Source organism: Streptomyces sp. NPDC005925, assembly GCF_040638805.1.
GTDB lineage: Bacteria > Actinomycetota > Actinomycetes > Streptomycetales > Streptomycetaceae > Streptomyces.
Genome location: NZ_JBEXVL010000012.1, coordinates 110,616 through 133,009, shown reverse-complemented (window position 1 = coordinate 133,009; position 22,394 = coordinate 110,616). Strand labels below are relative to the sequence as shown.

21 protein-coding genes and 1 riboswitch are annotated in these 22,394 nt (G+C 71.9%); of the genes, 14 read left to right on the top strand and 7 right to left on the bottom strand.

Annotated features, from left to right (window positions below; genetic code table 11):
- The first annotated feature begins 38 nt into the window (after positions 1–38).
- Complete coding sequence (locus ABZ354_RS17055; protein WP_358657418.1) at positions 39–671, top strand: TetR family transcriptional regulator; 633 nt, start codon at positions 39–41, stop codon at positions 669–671.
- A 44-nt stretch (positions 672–715) separates the two neighbouring features.
- Here the strand turns inward: ABZ354_RS17055 and def are convergent, their stop codons facing one another.
- Positions 716–1,255, bottom strand: coding sequence for a peptide deformylase (gene def / locus ABZ354_RS17050; protein WP_358657416.1), 540 nt, complete (start codon positions 1,253–1,255; stop codon positions 716–718).
- 170 nt (positions 1,256–1,425) lie between these two features.
- Here def and ABZ354_RS17045 point away from each other — a divergent pair, with 170 nt between their 5' ends.
- The 5 genes from ABZ354_RS17045 (at position 1,426) to ABZ354_RS17025 (ending at position 5,929) form a co-directional block, all read left to right on the top strand.
- The gene (locus tag ABZ354_RS17045) at positions 1,426–2,664 is read left to right on the top strand and encodes a MurT ligase domain-containing protein (protein ID WP_358657414.1); all 1,239 of its coding nucleotides are present in this window, start codon (positions 1,426–1,428) and stop codon (positions 2,662–2,664) included.
- An 18-nt stretch (positions 2,665–2,682) separates the two neighbouring features.
- Positions 2,683–3,411, top strand: a complete 729-nt coding sequence (locus ABZ354_RS17040) for a glutamine amidotransferase (protein WP_358657412.1) — start codon at positions 2,683–2,685, stop codon at positions 3,409–3,411.
- Between the two features lie 191 nt (positions 3,412–3,602).
- A complete protein-coding gene (locus ABZ354_RS17035) occupies positions 3,603–4,628 on the top strand; it encodes a 6-phosphofructokinase (protein ID WP_358657410.1) in 1,026 nt (341 codons plus the stop codon).
- 81 nt (positions 4,629–4,709) lie between these two features.
- Positions 4,710–5,672: a cytochrome c oxidase assembly protein gene (locus ABZ354_RS17030; RefSeq protein ID WP_358657408.1), complete on the top strand. Its 963-nt coding sequence runs from the start codon at positions 4,710–4,712 to the stop codon at positions 5,670–5,672.
- Between the two features lie 89 nt (positions 5,673–5,761).
- The gene (locus ABZ354_RS17025; protein ID WP_358657406.1) at positions 5,762–5,929 is read left to right on the top strand and encodes a hypothetical protein; all 168 of its coding nucleotides are present in this window, start codon (positions 5,762–5,764) and stop codon (positions 5,927–5,929) included.
- Positions 5,930–6,028: 99 nt separating this feature from the next.
- On the opposite strand, the gene ABZ354_RS17020 is transcribed toward ABZ354_RS17025, so the two are convergent.
- Genes ABZ354_RS17020 through ABZ354_RS17005 form a run of 4 tightly spaced genes read right to left on the bottom strand, consistent with a single transcriptional unit; the run spans position 6,029 to position 10,099 of the window.
- On the bottom strand, positions 6,029–7,231 hold the full coding sequence (locus ABZ354_RS17020) for a histidine kinase (RefSeq protein ID WP_358657405.1): 1,203 nt from the start codon (positions 7,229–7,231) through the stop codon (positions 6,029–6,031).
- Complete coding sequence (locus ABZ354_RS17015) at positions 7,228–8,955, bottom strand: cation acetate symporter (RefSeq protein WP_358657403.1); 1,728 nt, start codon at positions 8,953–8,955, stop codon at positions 7,228–7,230. Before ABZ354_RS17015 ends, ABZ354_RS17020 begins: the two co-directional genes overlap by 4 nt.
- A gap of 10 nt (positions 8,956–8,965) precedes the next feature.
- On the bottom strand, positions 8,966–9,325 hold the full coding sequence (locus ABZ354_RS17010; protein ID WP_358657402.1) for a hypothetical protein: 360 nt from the start codon (positions 9,323–9,325) through the stop codon (positions 8,966–8,968).
- 12 nt (positions 9,326–9,337) lie between these two features.
- A complete protein-coding gene (locus ABZ354_RS17005; protein WP_358657400.1) occupies positions 9,338–10,099 on the bottom strand; it encodes a LytTR family DNA-binding domain-containing protein in 762 nt (253 codons plus the stop codon).
- Positions 10,100–10,211: 112 nt separating this feature from the next.
- Between ABZ354_RS17005 and ABZ354_RS17000 the strand changes: the two genes are divergently transcribed.
- The 5 genes from ABZ354_RS17000 (at position 10,212) to ABZ354_RS16980 (ending at position 16,661) form a co-directional block, all read left to right on the top strand.
- On the top strand, positions 10,212–10,727 hold the full coding sequence (locus ABZ354_RS17000; RefSeq protein WP_358657398.1) for an Lrp/AsnC family transcriptional regulator: 516 nt from the start codon (positions 10,212–10,214) through the stop codon (positions 10,725–10,727).
- 123 nt (positions 10,728–10,850) lie between these two features.
- The gene (gene ddaH, locus ABZ354_RS16995) at positions 10,851–11,681 is read left to right on the top strand and encodes a dimethylargininase (protein ID WP_358657396.1); all 831 of its coding nucleotides are present in this window, start codon (positions 10,851–10,853) and stop codon (positions 11,679–11,681) included.
- On the top strand, positions 11,678–12,895 hold the full coding sequence (rocD, locus tag ABZ354_RS16990; RefSeq protein WP_358657394.1) for an ornithine--oxo-acid transaminase: 1,218 nt from the start codon (positions 11,678–11,680) through the stop codon (positions 12,893–12,895). Before ddaH ends, rocD begins: the two co-directional genes overlap by 4 nt.
- A gap of 251 nt (positions 12,896–13,146) precedes the next feature.
- A complete protein-coding gene (locus ABZ354_RS16985; protein WP_358657392.1) occupies positions 13,147–15,732 on the top strand; it encodes a SpoIIE family protein phosphatase in 2,586 nt (861 codons plus the stop codon).
- Between the two features lie 191 nt (positions 15,733–15,923).
- A complete protein-coding gene (locus ABZ354_RS16980) occupies positions 15,924–16,661 on the top strand; it encodes a lysophospholipid acyltransferase family protein (RefSeq protein ID WP_358657391.1) in 738 nt (245 codons plus the stop codon).
- Between the two features lie 103 nt (positions 16,662–16,764).
- On the opposite strand, the gene ABZ354_RS16975 is transcribed toward ABZ354_RS16980, so the two are convergent.
- Positions 16,765–18,363 carry an alpha/beta hydrolase gene (locus tag ABZ354_RS16975; protein ID WP_358657389.1) on the bottom strand — a complete coding sequence of 533 codons (1,599 nt, stop codon included), beginning with the start codon at positions 18,361–18,363 and terminating at the stop codon, positions 16,765–16,767.
- Between the two features lie 1,511 nt (positions 18,364–19,874).
- Positions 19,875–20,087: riboswitch (cyclic di-AMP (ydaO/yuaA leader) on the top strand.
- A gap of 3 nt (positions 20,088–20,090) precedes the next feature.
- Between ABZ354_RS16975 and ABZ354_RS16970 the strand changes: the two genes are divergently transcribed.
- Positions 20,091–20,564, top strand: coding sequence for a C40 family peptidase (locus tag ABZ354_RS16970; RefSeq protein WP_358657387.1), 474 nt, complete (start codon positions 20,091–20,093; stop codon positions 20,562–20,564).
- A 52-nt stretch (positions 20,565–20,616) separates the two neighbouring features.
- Here the strand turns inward: ABZ354_RS16970 and ABZ354_RS16965 are convergent, their stop codons facing one another.
- On the bottom strand, positions 20,617–21,084 hold the full coding sequence (locus tag ABZ354_RS16965; RefSeq protein WP_358657385.1) for an ATP-binding protein: 468 nt from the start codon (positions 21,082–21,084) through the stop codon (positions 20,617–20,619).
- A 212-nt stretch (positions 21,085–21,296) separates the two neighbouring features.
- Between ABZ354_RS16965 and ABZ354_RS16960 the strand changes: the two genes are divergently transcribed.
- Positions 21,297–22,157, top strand: coding sequence for a helix-turn-helix transcriptional regulator (locus ABZ354_RS16960; protein WP_358657384.1), 861 nt, complete (start codon positions 21,297–21,299; stop codon positions 22,155–22,157).
- 9 nt (positions 22,158–22,166) lie between these two features.
- The gene (locus ABZ354_RS16955; RefSeq protein WP_358657382.1) at positions 22,167–22,391 is read left to right on the top strand and encodes a DUF397 domain-containing protein; all 225 of its coding nucleotides are present in this window, start codon (positions 22,167–22,169) and stop codon (positions 22,389–22,391) included.
- The last annotated feature ends 3 nt before the right edge of the window (positions 22,392–22,394 follow it).

The following is a 22,394-nucleotide window of genomic DNA, read 5'->3' as shown; positions in this document are numbered from 1 at the left end:
CCAGGCGTCACCGAATCAGCACGGGTGGGGAGAGCACCATGGACACCACGCAGCCGACCGAGCAGCAGCGGTCCGCCGACCGCAGACGGCGCGAGCTGCTGGAAGCCGCCGACCGCGTGGTGCTGCGCGACGGTCCGCAGGCGTCGATGAACGCCATCGCCGCCGAGGCCGGCATCACCAAGCCGATCCTCTACCGACACTTCGGCGACAAGGGCGGACTGTACGCCGCCCTCGCCCAGCGGCACACGGACGCCCTCCTGGACTCGTTGCGCGCCGCCCTGGACGCCCCGGCGGAGCGGCGCAGGCGCGTGGAGTCCACCCTCGACACCTACCTCGCGGCCATCGAGTCCCGCCCACAGGTCTACCGCTTCCTGATGCATCCGGCGGACACCGGCCAGAGCGGCGAGCCCGGTTTCGACATCGGCAAGCACTCGGCTCCGCTGCTGCGGCGCATGGGCGAGGAACTGGCGCAGGTCATCGAGGACCGCATCGACCTCGGGCCGGACGGCGCGCGGCTGGCGCGGGTGTGGGGGCACGGAATCGTCGGCATGATGCACGCCGCCGGCGACTGGTGGCTCGGCGAACGCCCGTGCTCCCGGGCGGAGTTGGTGACGAGCCTCGCCGACCTGCTGTGGGGGCGGCTGGCCGCCGTCGCGGACCGGAAGTCCTGAGGCCTCACCCGCGCGGGCCCCCGGGTCCCCGTGCCGGCGCCCGGTCACCTGTGCCAGGGGGCCCGGGCGACCTGCCGCGTCAGACGGCGGCGGCGCCAGCCCGTCACACGGTCCGCGTACACCGTGCCGTCCAGGTGGTCCGTCTCGTGCTGCAGACACCGCGCGAAGAAACCCGTGCCGTGCACGGTGACCGGCTCACCCGTGGCCGTCACGCCCTCGACCACCGCGTGGTCGTGGCGTTCCGTGCCCGCCTCCAGGCCCGGCAGCGACAGACAGCCCTCGGGCCCGCGCAGCACCAGCCCGTCCGCCTCGACCAGCCTCGGGTTCACGACATGGCCGACATGACGCAGGTCATCGTCGTCCGGGCAGTCGTACACGAACACCCGCAGCGCCTCGCCCACCTGGTTCGCGGCGAGACCGACGCCCTGCGCCGCGTACATGGTCGCGAACAAGTCCTCCACGAGGCGGGCCAGTCCCGGGCCGAAGTCGGTGACCTCCGCACACGGCGCGTGCAGCACCGGGTCGCCGAGCAGGGAGAGGGGCCGGACGCGCCCGCGGGCGCCCGGTATGGAGACGTGTGGCATGGCGGCAAGAGTACGGTCCGACCGTGAACGCGCCCCGCCTCGCCTCCCCCACGGACGCCCGGGCGGTGCCATGATTCGGGAGTGCGAATGGATCTCGATAGGCTGACCTTCACCACCACGTTGCCGTCAGGCCCCAGGCGCGGCGCGTACGCAAGGAGGATCGAGAACTGATGGCAGGCAACTCGGACCCGCTCACGCCGCGGGCCAAGCTGGCCGTGACCGCGGGCAAGGCGGTCGCAGCGGCGTCGCGCGCCGCGGGACGCGGCAGCGGTTCGGTGATCGGCGGCCGTGTGGCTCTCAAGCTCGACCCCGACCTCCTCGCCCGGCTCGCCCAGAACCTGGACGTGATCCTGGTTTCCGCGACCAACGGCAAGACCACCACCACCCGGCTCATCGCCGAGGCCCTGCGCGCGGCGGGCCAGGTCGTCTCCAACGCGCTCGGCGCGAACATGCCCGCCGGCATCACCTCGGCGCTCGCGGGCAACTCGGACGCGCGGTACGGCGTGATCGAGGTGGACGAGAAGTACCTGGCGGGTGTCGCCCGGGACACCGACCCGAAGTGCATCGCCCTGCTGAACCTCTCCCGCGACCAGCTCGACCGCGCGGCCGAGACTCGCATGCTCGCCGAGAACTGGCGGGAGGGACTGGCCGGATCGAAGGCCGTCGTCGTGGCCAACTGCGACGACCCGCTCGTGGTGTGGGCCGCTTCGTCCTCCCCGAACGTGATCTGGGTCGCCGCGGGCCAGATGTGGAAGGACGACGCCTGGTCCTGCCCGTCGTGCGGCGGCGTGATGCAGCGCCCCGGCAACGACTGGTTCTGCGGCGAGTGCGGCTTCCGCCGGCCCACCCCGACCTGGGCGCTCTCCGGCGACCACGTCCTCGACCCGCACGGCTCGGCCTGGCCCATCCACCTCCAGCTGCCGGGCCGCGCCAACAAGGCCAACGCCACGTCCTCGGCCGCCGTCGCCGCCGTCTTCGGGGTGCCGCCGCAGGTCGCCCTGGAACGCATGTACCAGGTGCAGGCCGTCGCCGGACGCTATGACGTCGTGCAGTTCCAGGGCCGCGACCTCAGACTGCTGCTCGCGAAGAACCCGGCAGGCTGGCTGGAGACGTTCTCCCTGATCGACCCGCCGCCCACCCCGGTGATCCTCTCGGTGAACGCGCGCGGCGCCGACGGCACCGACACCTCCTGGCTGTGGGACGTCGACTACACGCGCCTGACCGGCCACCCGATCTTCGTGATCGGCGACCGGAAGCTGGACCTCGCGGTGCGTCTGGAGGTCGCCAACCAGCACTTCCAGGTGTGCGACACCGTCGACCAGGCGGTGCAGCTGTGCCCGCCCGGCCGCATCGAGGTCATCGCCAACTACACCGCCTTCCAGGACCTGCGCCGCCGCGTCGGCAACTAGACACCTCAGGGGACTTTCGTGAGCGACAACAGCCTGCGGCTCGTCTGGATCTACCCGGACCTGCTCAGCACCTACGGCGACCAGGGCAACGCCCTCGTCGTGGAGCGCCGGGCACGGCAGCGCGGCCTCGACGTGACCCGGCTCGACGTACGCAGCGACCAGCCGATCCCGACGTCCGGCGACATCTATCTGATCGGCGGCGGCGAGGACCGGCCGCAGCGGCTCGCGGCCGAGCGGCTGCGCCGCGACGGCGGGCTGTACCGGGCCGTGGAGAACGGCGCCATCGTGTTCTCCGTCTGCGCCGGCTACCAGATCCTCGGCCACGAGTTCGTCAACGACCTCGGGCAGCGCGAGCCCGGCCTCGGCCTGCTCGACGTGGTCTCGGTGCGCGGCGAGGGCGCCCGGTGCGTCGGTGACGTCCTCGGGGACGTCGACCCGCGCCTCAGCCTGCCCCCGCTGACCGGCTTCGAGAACCACCAGGGCGTCACCCACCTCGGCCCGACGGCCCGCCCGCTCGCGCGGGTGCGCTTCGGCAACGGCAACGGCACGGGCGACGGCACGGAGGGCGCGTACAACGACACGGTCTTCGGGACGTACATGCACGGCCCGGTGCTGGCCCGCAACCCGCTGATCGCGGACCTGCTGCTGAAGCTGGCGCTCGACGTGAACGCGCTGCCGCCGGTCGACGAGACCTGGTACGACGCGCTGCGCAACGAGCGGATCGCCGCCGCCCAGCAGCCCGCGTGACCCCGGCGCGCACCGCCCGTCCGGGCACCGGGAACCGGCCCGTCTGACGCCCCTTCCGCACAGGTGAGCGGGGCCGTCCAGCAGGCGGACGCATGCTTCGGCCCCGCCCCCCGGTGCCGCTAGGGTGGCGGGGATTTCGAACCGGACAACGTGGTCCGGATCCGGCCCACGTCGAGAAGGTAATTCGGGCTATGCGCATAGGTGTCCTCACGTCCGGCGGCGACTGCCCCGGCCTGAACGCCGTCATCCGGTCCGTCGTGCACCGTGCGGTCGCCGACCACGGCGACGAGGTCATCGGTTTCCGGGACGGCTGGAGAGGCCTCCTGGAGTGCGACTACCTCAAGCTCGACCTGGACGCGGTGAGCGGCATCCTGGCCCGTGGCGGCACGATCCTCGGCTCCTCCCGAGTCCGTCCCGAGCATCTGCGGGACGGCGTGGAGCGGGCCCGCGGCCATGTCGAGGAGCTCGGTCTCGACGCGATCATCCCGATCGGCGGCGAGGGCACGCTGAAGGCGGCCCGGCTGCTTTCGGACAGCGGCCTGCCGATCGTGGGCGTGCCCAAGACCATCGACAACGACATCGCGGGCACGGACGTGACCTTCGGTTTCGACACGGCGGTCACCGTCGCGACCGAGGCCCTCGACCGGCTGAAGACCACCGCCGAGTCCCACCAGCGCGTGCTGATCGTGGAGGTCATGGGCCGCCACACCGGCTGGATCGCGCTGCACTCCGGCATGGCGGCCGGCGCGCACGCCGTGGTCGTACCGGAACGGCCCTTCGACATCGACGCGTTGACCGCGAAGGTCGGTGCGCGGTTCTCGGCGGGCAAGCGGTTCGCGATCGTGGTCGCCGCCGAGGGCGCCAAGCCGAAGGCCGGGACCATGGACTTCGACGAGGGCGGCAAGGACGTCTACGGCCACGAGCGCTTCGCCGGGACAGCCCGCCAGCTCTCCCTCGAGCTGGAGCAGCGCCTCGGCAAGGAGGCCCGGCCGGTGATCCTCGGGCACGTGCAGCGGGGCGGCACGCCGACCGCGTACGACCGGGTGCTGGCGACGCGGTTCGGGTGGCACGCGGTGGAGGCCGTGCACCGGGGTGAGTTCGGTCGGATGACGGCCCTGCGCGGGACGGACGTCGTGACGGTGCCGCTGGCGGAGGCCGTGGAGAGGCTGAAGACCGTGCCGGCGGAGCGGTACACCGAAGCGGAGTGCGTTCTGTAGGGGTGCACCCCGGTCACGGGGGTGACCTGCGCCGGTCTTACTCTGGTTCGGTACTTACCCCCACGAACCTGGAGCCGGCGGATGGATCACGGCGGGCACGGCATGGTCATGGATCTGCCGCCGTTCACGCTGGGGCGCGGACTTCAGTGGTCGGCGGACCCGTTCTTCCTGGTCGCCTGCCTGCTGGGCCTCGCGCTGTACGGCTGGGGCGTCGCCCGGCTGGCCCGGCGCGGTGACAAGTGGCCCGTCGGGCGGACGGTCGCGTACGTCGTCGGTGTGCTGTCCGTCGCGCTGATGATGTGCACCGGGCTCAACGACTACGGCATGGTCATGTTCAGCGTGCACATGGTGCAGCACATGGTCATCAGCATGCTGTCGCCCATCCTGATCCTGCTGGGCGCCCCGATCACGCTGGCCCTGCGGGCGCTGTCCCCGGCCGCGCGCGGCCACAAGGGTCCGCGGGAGGTGCTGATGATGCTGCTGCACAGCCGCTACATGAAGATCGTCACGCATCCCGTGTTCACGATCCCGCTGTTCATCGCGAGCCTGTACGCCCTGTACTTCACTCCGCTGTTCGACTTCCTGATGGGCTCGAGGACGGGCCACGCGGCGATGATGGTGCACTTCCTCGCCGTGGGCCTGGTCTTCTTCTGGCCGATCATGGGCGTGGACCCGGGGCCGAACCGGCCGGGCTATCTGATGCGGATGCTGGAGCTGTTCGCGGGCATGCCGTTCCACGCGTTCTTCGGCATCGCCCTGATGATGGCGTCGGCACCCATGGTGGAGACGTTCGAGAACCCGCCGTCGTCGCTCGGCGTCGACGCGCTCTCCGACCAGAACGCGGCCGGCGGTATCGCCTGGGCCTTCAGTGAGATCCCGTCGGTGCTGGTGCTGATCGCGCTGCTGTTCCAGTGGTACGCCTCCGACCAGCGGCATGCCAGGCGGAAGGACCGGGCCGCCGACCGTGACGGCGACCAGGAACTGGAGGCGTACAACGCCTATCTCGCCTCGCTGAACGCTCGCGGCAACCGGGGCCACGCCTGAGCCCCGAGCGACGACTCTCCGCCGTTTCTGATCCGGATGCGCCGGAACGGGGCACCATGGAGGGGACGGACCATGAGGAGGGTGCCGCGATGGCCGGTTCCACGGACGGTTCCACGAAGGCGATGGGGGTGCTCACTGTCGGCGGTCTCGTGACGGTGACCGCCTACACGGTGGCTCTCGGCAGCAACGGATGGCTGTGGTTCGGCTGGGTCGTCCTCGGACTGCTCACGCTCGGCATGGTCCTCAGCGACGGGTGACGCCGCCCCGGCGGCCCACCGCACCGTCCCGGCCCTTCCGCCGGGTCTCACCCCGGGCGGCCCGCCCCGCGCCGACGCACGGGCGGCCCGCCGGGCGGGTCAGGGGGCGACCGGTCCGGCCGAATGCACTCCGGGCTGGTACTTCGGCAGCCTGATGGTGATCTTCATACCGGCGCCGACCGCGGTCTCGATGACGAGGCCGTGGTCGTCGCCGTAGACCTGGCGGAGCCGGTCGTCCACGTTGGACAGTCCGATGCCGCCGGACGGGCTGACCTCACCGGCGAGGATGCGGCGCAGCAGACCGGGGTCCATTCCGGCGCCGTCGTCCTCGATGACCACGAGGGCCTCGGCGCCCGCGTCCTGCGCGGTGATCTGGATGTGGCACTTGTCGGCCTTGCCCTCCAGGCCGTGCTTGACGGCGTTCTCCACGAGCGGTTGCAGGCACAGGAAGGGCAGGGTGACCGGCAGCACCTCGGGCGCGATCTGCAGGGTGACGGCGAGACGGTCGCCGAAGCGGGCCCGCACCAGCGCCAGGTAGTGGTCGATGGCGTGGAGCTCGTCGGCGAGGGTGGTGAAGTCGCCGTGCCGGCGGAACGAGTAGCGGGTGAAGTCGGCGAACTCCAGGAGCAGCTCGCGGGCGCGCTCGGGGTCGGTGCGCACGAAGGACGCGATCACCGCGAGCGAGTTGAAGATGAAGTGCGGGGAGATCTGGGCGCGCAGTGCCTTGATCTCGGCCTCGATGAGGCGGGTGCGGGACTGGTCGAGGTCGGCGAGTTCCAGCTGTACGGAGACCCAGCGGGCGACTTCCCCGGCGGCGCGGACCAGGACGGCGGACTCGCGGGGCGCGCAGGCGACGAGCGCGCCGTGCACCCGGTCGTCCACGGTGAGGGGCGCGACCACGGCCCAGCGCACCGAGCAGTCCGGGGTGTCGCAGGTCAGCGGGAAGGCCTCGCCGCGGCCGGTGTCCAGGGGCCCGGCGAGGCGTTCCATGATCTCGGAGCGGTGGTGGGAGCCCACCCCGTCCCAGACGAGGACCTCTTCCAGGTCGGTCAGGCACAGCGCGTCCGTGCCGAGCAGGGAGCGCAGTTTGCGGGCCGATTTGCGGGCCGTCTCCTCGGTCAGGCCGGCGCGCAGCGGGGGTGCGGCGAGGGAGGCGGTGTGCAGGGTCTGGAAGGTGGCGTGTTCGACGGGGCTGCCGAGTCCGGCGAGGCTCGGCGGGCGGGCGGTGCGCCGGCCGAGCCAGAATCCGGCGGCCAGCAGCGGCAGGGCGGCCACGCACAGGCCGGCCACGAATCCGCTCACGGCGACACCTCCGTCCGTAGTTCCTCGGGCAGATGGAAGCGGGCCAGGATCGCTTCGGTGCCGCCGGGCACCTTGCCGGGCGTGGCCAGGGACACGAGCACCATGGTGAGGAAGCCGAGCGGCACCGACCACAGCGCCGGCCAGGCCAGCAGTGCGTGCAGGGTGCCGTGGCCGGGCATGCCCGCCATGGTGGCGGCGACGGCGAGCAGCGCGGAGCCGCCGCCCACGAGCATGCCGGCGGCGGCCCCGGGCGGGGTGAGCCGGCGCCACCAGATGCCGAGCACGAGCAGCGGGCAGAACGACGACGCGGACACGGCGAAGGCGAGTCCGACGGCGTCGGCGACGGGCAGCCCGCCGACGAGGACGCTCGCGGCGAGCGGCACGGCCATGGCGAGGACGGTGCCGAGCCGGAAGTGCTTGACGTGGAAGTGCCGTACGCCCCAGGAGGGCAGGACGTCCTGGGTGAGGACGCCGGCCACGGCCATGGTCAGTCCGGAGGCGGTGGACAGGAAGGCGGCGAAGGCGCCGCCCGCGACGAGGGCGCCCAGCAGGTCGCCGCCGGGCCCGCCGATCACGCGGTCGGGCAGCAGGAGGACGGCGGCGTCCGCGTCGCCGGTGAGGGTGAGCTCGGGGGCGTAGAGACGGCCGAGGGCGCCGTAGACGGGGGGCAGCAGGTAGAACGCGCCGATCAGGCCGAGGACGGCGACGGTGGTGCGGCGGGCGGCCACGCCGTGCGGGCTGGTGTAGAAGCGGACGACGACGTGCGGCAGGCCCATGGTACCGAGGAACGTGGCGAGGATCAGTCCGTACGTGGCGTACAGGGGGCGTTCGGTGTGGCTCTCGGCCCGTGACGGTGACAGCGCGTCGTCGGCGCCGCGGCCGGTCTCGGGGACGGGGGTGCCCTTGGCGAAGGTCAGGCGGGTGCCGCTGTCGATGCGGTGGGGGCCGACGGGCAGGGTGAGGCGGGTGCCGGCGTGCGCGCGGCCGTCGACGGTGCCGGTCACGGTGACGGTGAGCGGCCTGTCGAGGGTCATCTCCAGGTTGTCCTCGACGCGGACGACGCGCTGCTCGCGGAAGGCGGCCGGTTCGTCGAAGGCGTCGCGGGGGGCGCCGTCGGCCTGCCAGGCGAGGAGGAGGAAGAGGGCGGGGACGAGCAGGGCGGTGAGTTTCAGCCAGTACTGGAAGGCCTGGACGAAGGTGATGCTGCGCATGCCGCCGGCGGCGACCGTGACGGTGACGACGACGGCGACGATGACGCCGCCGAGGGAGTGCGGCGCGCCGGTCAGCACGGCCAGGGTCAGCCCGGCGCCCTGGAGCTGCGGCAGCAGGTAGAGCCAGCCGACGCCGACGACGAAGGCGCCCGCGAGCCGCCGTACGGCCTGGGAGGCGAGCCGGGCCTCGGCGAAGTCGGGCAGCGTGTAGGCGCCGGAGCGGCGCAGCGGGGCGGCGACGAACAGCAGCAGCAGGAGGTATCCGGCGGTGTAGCCGACCGGGTACCAGAGCATGTCGGGGCCCTGGACGAGGACGAGTCCGGCGATGCCGAGGAAGGATGCGGCGGACAGGTACTCGCCGCTGATGGCGGCGGCGTTGAGGCGGGGTCCGACGGTGCGGGAGGCGACGTAGAAGTCGGAGGTGGTGCGGGAGATGCGCAGGCCGAAGGCGCCGACGAGGACGGTGGCGACGACGACGAGGGCGACGGCGGGGACGGTGTAACCGGAGTTCATGGGCGCGGGCTCAGCGGTCCTCCACCAGGCGGACGAGGTCGCGTTCGTTGCGTTCGGCGCGGCGCACGTACCAGCGGGCGAGCAGGACCATGGGGGCGTACAGGCCGAAGCCGAGGACGAGCCATTCGGGGTGGCGCTCGTCGGGGGCCGCGGCGAACACCAGCGGGAGGGGTCCGACGAGGAGGACGAGGACGGTGAACACGCCGAGGGCGGCGCGCAGTTGGGTGCGCATCAGGGAGCGTACGTAGGTGTGGCCGAGGGTGGTCTGCTCGTCGATCTCGGTGCGCGGGCGGTAGTAGCCGGAGGTGGGGCCGGTGCGGCGGGGCGGGCCGGTGACAGTGACGCGGCGTTCGGCGGGGTCCTGGGGCATGGGCCTTCCCCCCTAGTTGGTGGTGCGGCGCATCAGCAGGTCCCGCAGTTCCCGTGCGTGGCGGCGGCTGACCTGGAGTTCCTCGGAGCCGACGATGACGCTGACGGTGCCCGCGTCGAGGCGGAGTTCCCCTATGTGGCGCAGGGCGACGAGGTGGCGGCGGTGGATGCGGACGAAGCCGCGTGAACGCCAGCGTTCCTCCAGGGTGGACAGCGGGATGCGGACGAGGTGGCTGCCCCGGTCGGTGTGGAGGCGGGCGTAGTCGCCCTGGGCCTCGGCGTGGGTGATCTCGTCGACGGGGACGAAGCGGGTCACGCCGCCGAGTTCGACGGGCATGTGGTCGGGGTCGGGTTCGTGGACGGGGATGCGGGGGCTGGGTGTGGTGCCGCGCTGTTCGGCGGCCCGGCGGACGGCTTCGGCGAGGCGTTCCTTGCGGACCGGTTTCAGGACGTAGTCGACGGCCTTGAGGTCGAAGGCCTGGACGGCGAAGTCCTCGTGCGCGGTGACGAACACGACGAGGGGCGGCTGTGCGAAGCCGCCGAGCAGCCGGGCGAGGTCGAGGCCGTCGAGACCGGGCATCTGGATGTCGAGGAAGACGACGTCGATCGCCTCGGGGCCGTCGGGTCCGCACTCCAGGGCGCGGTTGATGCGGCGCAGGGCCTCGGTCGCGTCGCCGGCGCCCTCGGCGCTGGATATGCGCGGATCGGCGGTGAGGAGGTAGAGCAGTTCTTCCAGTGAGGGGCGTTCGTCGTCGACAGCCAGGGCGCGCAGCATGAACGTGGAGTGTAGGTGTTATCCGGACGTCCGGACACGGTCCGGGAGGGGCATTCTCGCGGGCCGCGGCGCCCGGCGCCGCGGTGGACGGGGTGGTGGATACAGTGCGGCCATGAACAGTGGTCCCACGCCGTTCGACGAGCTCGACCGGAAGATCATCACGGCTCTGATGGCGAACGCCAGGACGAGTTTCGCCGAGATCGGCGCCGCCGTCGGGCTGTCCTCGACGGCTGTCAAGCGCCGGGTGGACCGGCTGCGCGACACGGGTGTGATCACGGGGTTCACGGCGACGGTGAAGCCGTCGGCGCTGGGCTGGCGCACGGAGGCGTACGTCGAGGTGTACTGCGAGGGCGCGGCGCCGCCGCGGCGGCTGGCGGAGGTGGTGCGCGGTTATCCGGAGATCGCCGCGGCGATGACGGTGACGGGGGGCGCGGACGCGCTGCTGCACGTGCGGGCGCGGGACGTACAGCACTTCGAGGAGGTGCTGGAGCGGATCCGCGCCGAGCCCTTCATCCGCAAGACGATCAGCGTCATGGTGCTGTCCCACCTCCTTCCGGACAGCCCGGAGGCGGGCGCCAACCAGCCGGCACCGGTTGAAACCTCAGCGGGCGCAGCGACCGTGCGTTGATCCGTCGGACTGCGCAGCAATCCTGCGTCAATGCGCAGCCTTCATCGCTTGTCCATCGTCTGGCCTTCTTCTTACCGTGGTGTCAACCCTGACACCACGCCCAGGAAGCGGAGGAACCCCTCTGTGACCGAATCCCGTGTGCCGCGCCGGCGGCGCTACCTGGTCTGCGAACCCAGACACTTCGCCGTGCAGTACGCGATCAACCCCTGGATGCATCCCGACGCGCCGGTCGACGTGGGACGCGCCCAGGCCCAGTGGCAGACGCTGATGGACGTCTACCGCGATCACGGACACACCGTCGAGACCGTGGCACCCGTGCCCGGGCTCCCCGACATGGTCTTCGCCGCGAACGCCGCGGTCGTCGTCGGCGGCCGTGTCCTCGGTTCCCTCTTCCACGCTCCCGAGCGGCGGCCCGAGTCCGTGCCCTACGAGGCGTGGTTCAAGGCGGCGGGCTACGACGTCTACCACCCCGAGTCGGTGTGCGAGGGCGAGGGCGACTTCGTGCCGGCCGGCCGCTGGATCCTGGCGGGCACGGGCTTCCGTACCACCCGTGAGGCGCACCGAGAGGCGCAGGAGTTCCTCGGCGTCCCGGTGATCGGCCTGACGCTGGTGGACCCGTACTTCTACCACCTGGACACCGCGCTGTTCGTCCTCGACGAGGGCGGCGACGGGTCGGACGGCAACATCGTGTACTACCCCGAGGCGTTCTCGCCGGGCAGCCGCGAGGTGCTCGCCCGGCTGTACCCGGACGCGGTGATCGCCACCCGTCAGGACGCGATGGCGTTCGGCCTGAACTCCGTGTCCGACGGCCGTCACGTCTTCGTCGCGCCGGGGGCGACCGACCTCATCGCCCGGCTCACCGAGCGCGGTTACGTTCCCGTCCCCGTCGACCTGTCCGAGTTCCAGAAGGCAGGCGGCGGCATCAAGTGCTGCACCCAGGAGATCCGCTCATGACCGCTCCCGTCCGTGTCCGTTCGTCCGCCGACCTGATCCGGGCCGAGGAACCGGTCCTGGCGCACAACTACCACCCGCTGCCCGTGGTCGTGGCGGGCGCCGAGGGTGCCTGGGTCGAGGACGTGGAGGGCCGCCGGTACCTCGACATGCTGGCCGGCTACTCGGCGCTCAACTTCGGCCACCGCAACCCGTCGCTCCTGGAGGCCGCACACCGCCAGCTGGACCGGCTCACGCTCACCTCCCGGGCGTTCCACAACGACCAGCTGGCCGAGTTCGCCGAGCGGCTCACGGCGCTGACCGGCATGGACATGGTGCTGCCCATGAACACCGGCGCGGAGGCGGTGGAGAGCGGCATCAAGGTGGCCCGCAAGTGGGCGTACGAGGTGAAGGGCGTCCCGGCCGACCGGGCGACGATCGTGGTGGCGGCGGACAACTTCCACGGCCGTACCACGACGATCGTCAGCTTCTCCACGGACGAGACGGCGCGGGCGGGCTTCGGCCCCTTCACACCGGGCTTCCGGATCGTGCCGTACAACGATCTGGCCGCGCTGGAGGCGGCGATCGACGAGACGACGGCGGCCGTGCTCCTCGAGCCCATCCAGGGCGAGGCCGGGGTGCTGATCCCCGACGAGGGCTATCTGGCCGGGGTGCGCGAGGTGACCCGCCGGAAGGGCTGTCTGTTCATCGCGGACGAGATCCAGTCCGGGCTCGGGCGGACCGGGCGCACGCTGGCCGTCGAGCACGAGTCGGTCGTCCCGGACGTGGTCCTGCTCGGCAAGGCGCTGGGCGGCGGGATCGTGCCGGTGTCGGCGGTGGTCGGGCGCCGGGACGTGCTCGGGGTGCTGCGGCCGGGCGAGCACGGTTCGACGTTCGGCGGCAACCCGCTGGCCGCCGCCGTGGGCACGGCGGTGGTGAAGTTGCTGGAGACCGGCGAGTTCCAGCGCCGGGCGGACGAACTGGGCGTGCTGCTGCGCGACGGTCTGTCCGGCCTGGTCGGCAAGGGCGTCGTCGGCTTCCGCGCACGCGGCCTGTGGGCGGGCGTCGACGTCGACCCGGCCATCGGCACGGGCCGTGAGATCAGCGAACGCCTGATGCGCGAGGGCATCCTGGCCAAGGACACCCACGGCTCCACGATCCGGCTCGCGCCGCCGCTGACGATCACGGCGCAGGAGCTTCAGGAGGCCGTGGCCACGCTTGGCAAGGTGCTGAGCTAGCTAGCGCGGTCTCGGCACGGTGGGGCGGGGGCGCCGGAGGGCGCCCCCGCCCCACGCTGCGTCCTGCGCCCCGGGCGTACTCGGCCTCCGGCAGGAGCCCCGCACCGGGCCCCCGCCCCTGCCGCCCGGGACCGGTCCCCGCACGCCGCGCCTCCCCCGGCCTGCCCCGCCCAGTCCGGCCGCCGGTGGCGGTATGGGTCAAGATGGGGACAAGTGGTGGTAGACCACTCTCCGCGACAGAGAGGTCGGCCGTGGGCGCAGACGAGGAGCGGGACGGGGCCCGGCAGCGGCTCGACGTGGCCGATGCCGCGCCCCTGATGCTCGACGCCCAGGGTGTGGTGACGAGCTGGACCAGGAACGCCGAGGCGCTGCTGGCGTACCCCGCGTCCGAGGCCGTCGGCACCCGGCTGGCCGATCTGCTGGCCGAGCCGGACGCCCGCCGTGTGCCGGACCTCGTCGAGGCCTGCCGCAGGGACGGCGGCTGGACCGGCCCGCTGATCGCGCGCCGCAAGGACGGCAGCCGCGTCGGGGTCGTGGCCCGGATCGCGCCGCTGCAGGGCGGCGACGCCGGACCGCACTGGCTGGTGCTGCTGTCGGAGGCGGTGCACACCCCCGGCCGGGGCATCAGCCGCACGGTGCTGGAGCAGATGGTCTCCGGGTCCCCGGTGGGCTTCGCGATCGTGGACACGGACCTGCGTTTCGTATGGTCCAACGCCGCCCTCGAGCAGTTCGGCGGCGGCCCGGCGGCCGGCCGTCTGGGGCGGAGGATCGCCGATGTCCAGCCGGGTCTGGACGCCGCGGCCATCGAGAAGGAGATGCGGCGGGTACTGGCCACCGGCGAGCCCGTCGTCGGCTACGAGCACATCGGCCGCGTACTGTCCGACCCGTACCACGAGTCGGCGTTCATGATGTCGTTCTTCCGACTGGAGGACGACGCGGGCCACCCGATGGGCGTGTACTACACGCTCTTCGACATCACCGAACGTCACCGCGCCCGCCGCCGCCTCGCCCTCCTCGACCGGGCCGGTGAGCACATCGGCCGCAGCCTGGACATCGAGCGCACCGCGCAGGAACTCGCCGACGTGGTGGTGCCGGAGTTCGCCGACTTCGTCGCCGTCGACCTGCTGGAGCCGGTGCTGCGCGGCGACGAGGTGGCGGCGGCGCCGGTCGTGCACACCCGCGGCGTACGACTGCGCCGCGCGGGCCTGCGGCGGTCGCCGGAACCGGAGGACCCGGACGACGGCGACGCCCCCACGGCGCCCGCCGGAACCACGGGGACCGCAGGAACCGCCGGAACGGCAGGGACCACCGGGACAACCGGGACCACCGGGACCACCGGAACGGCCGGGACCGGCGGGACCGGCGGGACCGGCGGGACCGGCACACTCACCACCTACCCCGCCGGTTCGCCCCCCGTACGCTGCCTCGCCACCGGCCTGTCCTGGCGGGAGGCGCAGCTCGATCCGCTCGCCCACGACTGGACCGGGTACTGCCTGGACGGCCGCGGGTCCGCCGCCGCCCGGGGCCCGCACAGCGCGATGATCGTGCCGTTGCGCGCCCGCGGCACCACCCTCGGCGTCACCACCTTCTTCCGCGGCGAGCGCCAGGGGCGCTTCGACGAGCAGGACCTGCGGCTGGCCGAGGACCTCGTCGCGCGCGCCGCCGTCTGCGTCGACAACGCCCGGCGCTACACGCGTGAGCGCAACGCCGCCCTCGTCCTGCAGCGCAGTCTGCTCCCGCACCGGCTGCCCGAGCAGGACGCGGTCGAGGTGGCCGCCTGCTACCTCCCCGCCGACGAGCTGACCGGCGTCGGCGGCGACTGGTACGACCTCGTCCCGCTGTCCGGCGCGCGCGTCGCCCTGGTGGTGGGCGAGGTGCCCGGGCACGGTATCGCGGCGGCCGCCGCGATGGGGCGGCTGCGCACCGCGGTGCGGACGCTGGCCGCGCTGGACCTGCCGCCCGAGGAGGTCCTCGCTCACCTGGACGACCTGGTGGCCCAGTCGGCGCACGAGGAGGGCATCGAGATGTACTCCGCGGGCGCCGACCTGCCCATGCCGATCGGCTCCGGGTGCGCGTACGTCGTCTACGACCCGAGCGACGGCCGGTGCGCCGTCGCCGCCGCCGGTCACCCCGCCCCGGTGATCGTCGCACCCGACGGCGCGGTCACGCTGGTCCAGTTGCCGCAGGGGCCCCCGCTGGGCGCGGGCGGGCCGCCGTTCGAGTCGGTCGAGCTGACCGTGGAGGAGGGCAGCACGCTGGTGCTCTACACCGCCGGGCTGCTGGCCCGCGGGAACGCCTGGTCGGTGGACGCCGACCGGGACCGGCTGCGCCACGCCCTCGAGGAGTCCGACGCCCCGCTCCCCCTGCGCTGTCAGGACCTGATGAACGCGCTGGTGCCGGCCAGGCCGCACGACGACGTGGCGCTGCTGATGGCCCGTACCCGGCGGCTCGGCGACGGTCAGGTCGCGGCCTGGGAGCTGCCCTCGGACCCCGCGGTGGTGGCCGACGCCCGCCACCGGGCCGCCGGACAGCTCGCGCGCTGGCACCTGGACGAGCTCGTCTTCACGACGGAACTGGTCGTGAGCGAGCTGGTGACCAACGCGATCCGGTATTCCGAGGGCCCCATCCGGTTGCGCCTGATCAGGGAACGGACGCTGGTCTGCGAGGTGTTCGACCATGGCGCCACCGCACCCCACATGCGCCACCCGCGCACCACCGACGAGGGCGGGCGCGGGCTGCTGCTGGTCTCGCAGGTCACCCAGCGCTGGGGCACCCGGTTCGTGCCCGACGGGAAGATCATCTGGGCGGAGCAGCCGCTGACGGACCCGCTGTCCTGACGCCGCGTCGAACGGCGTGGCGCACTGCCCGGAGGGAACCGGATGGGCAGGAACACGGCGGGCGGCGGGCAGGCCCTGTGCCAGCGGTTTCGGGCGGCGGGGCCCGCGCCTAGACTGTTCCCCCACGTTGTGCCGGGTTGACCAGCTGGAACGCGGCGGTTGTGCCGATCGCCAAGTTGAGGAGCGACGCCTTGTTCTACTACTTGCTCAAGTACGTGCTGCTGGGCCCGCTGCTGCGCCTGGTGTTCCGGCCGCGCATCGAGGGCCTGGAACACGTGCCGTCGTCGGGGCCGGCCATCGTCGCGGGCAACCACCTCTCCTTCGCGGACCACTTCGTGATGCCGGCGATACTCAAGCGGCGCATCACGTTCCTGGCGAAGGCCGAGTACTTCACCGGCCCCGGGCTCAAGGGCAGGCTGACGGCGGCGTTCTTCCACAGCGCGGGCCAGATCCCGGTGGACCGGTCGGGCAAGGACGCGGGTCAGGCCGCGATCCGTGAGGGTCTCGGCGTGCTGGGCAAGGACGAGCTGCTGGGCATCTACCCGGAGGGCACGCGCTCGCACGACGGCCGGCTCTACAAGGGCAAGGTCGGTGTCGCCGTGATGGCGCTGAAGGCCAAGGTGCCGGTGATTCCGTGCGCGATGATCGGCACGTTCGAGGCGCAGCCGCCCGGCAAGGTGGTGCCCCGTGTCCATCCGGTCGTCATCCGCTTCGGCAAGCCGCTGGACTTCTCCCGCTACGAGGGCATGGAGGACGAGAAGGCCATCCTGCGCGCCGTCACCGACGAGATCATGTACGCGATCCTGACGCTGTCCGAGCAGGAGTACGTCGACCGGTACGCGGCCGTGGTGAAGGCGGAGGAGACCGCTGCGCAGAAGGCGGCGCAGGCCGGGAAGGGCCGCCGTTTCCCGCGCGTGCCGCTGAGGTGACCGAAGCCGGAGCGGTCGGCGGCGAGGGGAAGCAAGGAGAGCAGGGGCGGCGGGAATGTTTCTCCCGCCGCCCCTTGTGTCACTTTCGTGCCGCTGCCGTCGGTTACGGCGTGGGCGTGGCGTGCGGGTCGCACGTCACGTCGGCGGCGTCCAGCTTGCCGGTGAGCAGGTAGCCGTCCACCCGCTCGTTGATGCAGGGGTTGGTCAGGCTGGTGACGCCGTGGGAGCCCGCGTTCTTCTCCGTGATGAGGCGGGAGCCCGCGAAGCGCTGGTGCAGTTCGACGGCACCCTCGTACGGGGTGGCGGCGTCGCGCTCCGACTGGACGATCAGGACCGGCGGAAGCCCCTTTCCGGTCTTCACGTTCAGCGGGGTCTGCTGCCTGACCGGCCAGGTGGCGCACGGCAGGTTCATCCAGGCGTTGGCCCACGTCATGAACGGGTGGTCCTGGTGGAGCCGCGTGTTGTCGCGGTTCCAGGTCTGCCAGCTGGTGGGCCACTTGGCGTCGGTGCACTCGACGGCCGTGTAGACGGCGTTGCCGTTCTCCGCGGAGGCGTTGCCCGCGGTGTCGGACATGTCGGGTGCGGCGGCGTCGACGAGCGCCTGGGTGTCTCCGGCGACGTACTTGCTGAAGATCTCGGCGACCGGCGCCCAGGAGGAGTCGTAGTACGGCGCGCTCTGGAAGAAGGAGATGAGCTCGGCCGGGCCGATGACCCCGCCGAGGGGGCTCTTCTTCGCGGCGGCGCGCAGTTCCAGCCACTTCTCCTGGACCTCGGCACGGGTGGCGCCGAGGTGGTAGGTGGCGTCGTTGGCGGCGACCCAGTCCTGCCAGTCCTTCCAGCGTCCCTCGAACGCGACGTCCTGGTCCAGGTTGGCCTGGTACCAGATCTTCTCGCGGGAGGGGTTGACGACGCTGTCCACGACCATGCGGCGCACGTGACCCGGGAAGAGCGTGCCGTACACGGCGCCCAGGTAGGTGCCGTAGGAGACGCCCAGGTAGTTGAGCTTCTGCTCGCCGAGCGCGGCGCGGACGACGTCGAGGTCGCGCGCGGTGTTCGGCGTGGTCATGTGCGGCAGCATCTCGCCGCTGCGCTCGTAGCAGCCCTCGGCGTACTCGCGGGCCAGCTTGCGCTGGGCGAGCTTGTCCGCCTCGGTGTCGGGCACCGGGTCGGCCTTGGGAGCCTTGACGAACTCCTGCGGGTCGACGCAGGAGATGGGCGCCGAGTGACCGACGCCGCGCGGGTCGAATCCGACGAAGTCGTACGCCTTCGCCGTCTTCGCCCACACCGCGCTCTTGGTGGTGACCCGGCGCGGGAAGCGCAGGCCGGAGCCGCCGGGGCCGCCCGGGTTGTAGATGAGGGCGCCCTGGCGCTCGGCCTTCGTGCCCGTGCTGCCGATGCGGTCGACGGCGAGCTTGATCTGCTTGCCGTTCGGCCTGGCGTAGTCGAGCGGGACGGTGACCCAGCCGCACTGGATGGGCTTCTCGAGCCCCCAGTCGGCGGGGCAGTCCTGCCAGTCGATGCCGGTGTGCGCCGCGCGCGCCGCCGCGAGGGCGGCGCCCCGGGCCTCACGGTCCTGGCCGAAACCGGCCGGGCTCGCGCTGGCCGTGGGTGCCGTGACGGCCCCGGCCAGCAGTGTGGCGGTGACGAGCGCACCCGCCGAACCCAAGACGGTCACCCGCCGGTTCAGTTTTCTCTTCCTCAAGTGGGTCTCCCGTACATTCTTGCGATTGGGTACGGGGATCCTCGCGGCTGTGCGATCTCCGGGAACAGGGGTCAAGGGACTTCTTTGCCAATCCGATAAACGGAACGAAAGGTCCGTTCGTCGGAAAGCCACCCGAGGCAGCGGGTGTTCCGCAGGCCGGACCCGCCGCGTCCGAGGCCGAGGCCAACGTTCCGGTGCCGAAGCTCCCCAGCACTCACAGGCAGTCCGTGCCCGTCAGAGCCCACGTCGACCTTCCGGTGCCGAAGGTGCCCGGTCCCATGCCCTCGGCCGAAGTCGCTGCCGAGATGACGTCCAAGTCCTCCGGCCCCGCGGGAGGGAAAGCGCCGCTGCACCGCTGCCAGAATCCTGGGCCGCGCCCCGGCAGTGCCTGGGGCCCGCCGCCCGACGACAACCGGCACGGATGGGCGGGAGGCCGGACCGGGGGTGGCCGCCGACTGCCCCGAAGGTCCTTTGTCCGGCCGATCCTCCCGCGATCCTCTCAGCGGTGAGGGGATCTCACACGGCCAGGAGGCGACGGGCAAAGGCAGCCGCGGTCGCGACGACGCGGGCTCGCACACGGGGTGACGTTCGCTCACCGGTGGCGGGCCTTCGTTGTTCTTCGCCCCGACGCGCCCATGCTGCGGAATGATCACCCTGTGACACGTCGAGTACTGGGCAGGGGACCGGCCGCGATCGAGCCTCCCGGGGAGGTGACAGGGGCGCGTCTGCTGCCCGCGGAGAGACTTTCCGGGCCGGACAGGGCAGTGGAGGCTGCGGAGGGCGAGCGGCTGCCGCAGGAGGGCCCGCGGCGGCCCGGCCGGCGACCCTTGGGCCCGGGGGGAACTCTTCGGGTCGCCGCGGATTCGTGATGCGCGTGGCCAGCGAGCTGCTCGGCTCGTTGGCCACTGCCGCCGGTGCCGTTGCGCCAGCGCTCGCCGGCGCAGGGGCGGACGACGCCGGCACCAAGGGTCCGGCCAACCTCGGGTTCGCGCCGGACCCGGCGACGCCGACGACGCCGAGCCATGGCGGCAGGTGCGGCTTGGCCCGGTGCGGAGGGTAGGCCCCCGGCGCTGCCCCCGCCGCGGTTGCCGGTGGTGCCCCGGCCCCGCGCCGCGGGTGCTGGACGGCGGGCGACGCACCGCCCGGGTCACCCTTCCGCCGCAGTCCGGCGGTTGCCGCGCCCCCGGGTGACGGGACTCCGGCGGGTCGGACCGCACGTAGGGCCGGGGGTGAAACGGGCCGAACGGCGTACCCCCTGTCGGCGTAGACGCGCGTCCTTTTCCGGGCCCGGCGCAGTTGCGCGCCGGCGTGGGGCGTGCGGGCGCCGAGCGGTGCTCCGCCGCTGGTCCGGGGCTCGTCGAGGTAATGGACGAAGGACTCCGAGACCCCTCTGTCCACCCGAATGGGCGAAGGGTGATCAACGCCACAAAGCCCTGCGCATGGGGATATTCATACTGCCGACGGTCAAGATCCTTCACTGACGACAAGCCCCCGCCACCGCGGCGGGGCGGTCCGGGCGGACGCCGAATCCTGCCGCCGCCCGGATGCCCGGTCGACAGAAGAGGATGGATCGGCAGGAGTGGAGGACCCGAGCACGACGGGCCGCCGGACCGGCACGACAGCCGTTCCGAGCAGCCCTTGGGGTGAAGCCGCAGCAGCGGCCGGGCTACTTCGCCAGCCCGAATCCGACAGGTCATCCTTCACAGGCGGCTGACGAAGGGTTGCGCATGACCGCGCTCAATCGTGTCCCGTCTCTCCTGGTCCGGGCCGGTACGGCCTCGGCCCTCACCCTCTCCGTCGTGATCGGTTCCCTCGTGATCCCGGGCGCCGGCTCCGAGGCGGTCGCCGCCTCCTCGGCCCACAAGGCGCTCCGGATCGCCGCTTCCAAGAAGGGCGCCCCCTACCGCTGGGGCGCCACGGGCCCGCACAGGTTCGACTGCTCGGGGCTCACGCTGTACGCGTACCGGAAGGCCGGCAAGAAACTTCCGCGTACGGCGGCCCAGCAGTACAACCGGACCCGGCACATCTCCGCGAGCAGTCGCAAGGCCGGTGACCTGGTGTTCTTCCACTCCGGCCGCTACATCTACCACGTCGGCATCTACGCCGGCGGGAACAGGATCTGGCACGCCCCGAAATCCGGGGCGGTGGTGCGGCTGGAAAGGATCTGGAGCCGCGGAGCCTGGTACGGGCGCGTGCGCTGACCACACGCGGGCGGCGGCACCGACGTGCCGTCGCCCCCGCACCGGGGCTGTCCTACGGCTCCTGCTGTCCCGCCGCCGCCACCGCTCCGGCCGGCGGGGCCGTGCCGTGCCACGGCAGCTCGATGGAGACCGTCTTGCCGCCCTCGCGCGTGGGTCTGACGCGCAGCCTGCCGCCGCACTCCGCCGCCAGCCACCGGATGATCCTCATACCGCGCCCGTTGTCCTGCTGGACGGCCGCGGGCAGCCGCTTCGGGAACCGCGGGTGGCTGTCGGTCACTCCGACGCGCAGGCGTTCGTCGCGGTGCAGGGCGACGTCCACCGTGAAGGTGGGTGACGTGCCCAAAGTGTGCTGGACCGCGTTGGTGGCGAGCTCGGACACGATGAGCCGGATCGTCTCGGACTCGTCCGTGCCCGCCGGCAGTCCCCATTCCGCCAGTGTGTCCACCACGAAGGAACGGGACGCGGACACCGAGGCGGGATCGCTTGCCAAAGTGACGGATGCTTCCAGATGGTCTGCCATGGCGCTCTCGTCCCTTTCCCAGGGGACCTTGGTCCGGCATGAAGCGGACGGTTGGAGTACGGTCCCGGACTGGTGCTTCCTCGCCACACTGCCATCATCACCACGGCAAGGGCGGCGATCCATCAACATCTGCATATATCTGTCGCTCGATGCGGTGAACTCTGCGACGCGAGAACGTATTTGGGCGACTCGTAAGGAGTAAGGAGAAGCCCATGAAGCACGGGCCCGCGGTGCGCCGCCGCAAACTGGGCGCCGAACTGCGTGCGCTGCGCACCTCGGTGGGCCTCACGAGTGGGGAAGCGGCCGGGCTGGTGGGATGGCACCAGTCGAAGGTGAGCCGGATCGAGACCGGCACGAGCGGCGTGAAACCGGCCGACGTGAGACTGCTTCTGGACGCCTACGGCGTGGCGGACGACCAGCTCCGGGAGTTATTGCTCGTCCTCGCGGGCGCGCACGACGGCAACGGACGCAACCACTGGTGGCATGCCTATCGCGGTGAACTGCCGCCCACCTACCGGGACTTCATCAGTCTGGAGTCCCAGGCGAGCGCGATGCGCACCCTGGAGACCTCGGTGGTGCCGGGACTGCTGCAGACCCCGGAGTACGCCAGAGCGGTGACCTGCGCCGCGGTCGAAGGCCTGTCCGAGGAACGGCTGGACGCGCTGGTGGAGGTGCGGCTGGCCCGGCAGGACGTGCTGCGCGCGAAACCCCCGCTGACGTTGAGCGCGGTACTGGACGAGGCCGTACTGCGCCGGGAAGTGGGCGGGCCCGGGGTGATGTCGCGGCAGTTGGAGAGGCTGACGGAGGCGGCGATTATGCCGCACGTACGACTGCAAGTACTGCCGTTTGCCGCCGGAGCCCACATCGGGGTCACGGGATCTTTCGTTATTTTCTCATTTTCGCGCACATCTGATCTGGATGTCGTCGTTCTCGACCACTTGACGAGTAGCCTCCATCTCGAACGGAAAGAAGACTTAGAGGCCTACGCAGAGGCCTTCGACTCCCTGCTGGCTCACGCTCTCTCACCCGAGGAATCATTGGAATTCATCGCCGGTATGACCGGTGACACGTAAGGAGGCACCATGACCGCACTGCCTCGGAACGTCCCTTCCAGCAACGACCTGCACGACGTGCACTGGCTGCGCAGCAGCTACAGCACCGGAGCGAACAACTGCGTCGAGGCGGCCCGTCCACGCTCCGGTCCCTGGACCGGGCTGCTGGCCGTCCGCGACTCCAAGGAACCGGCCGGACCCGCGCTGCTCTTCTCCCCGGAGAGCTGGGCGGCGTTCACGGTCGCGTTCCGGTGAGCC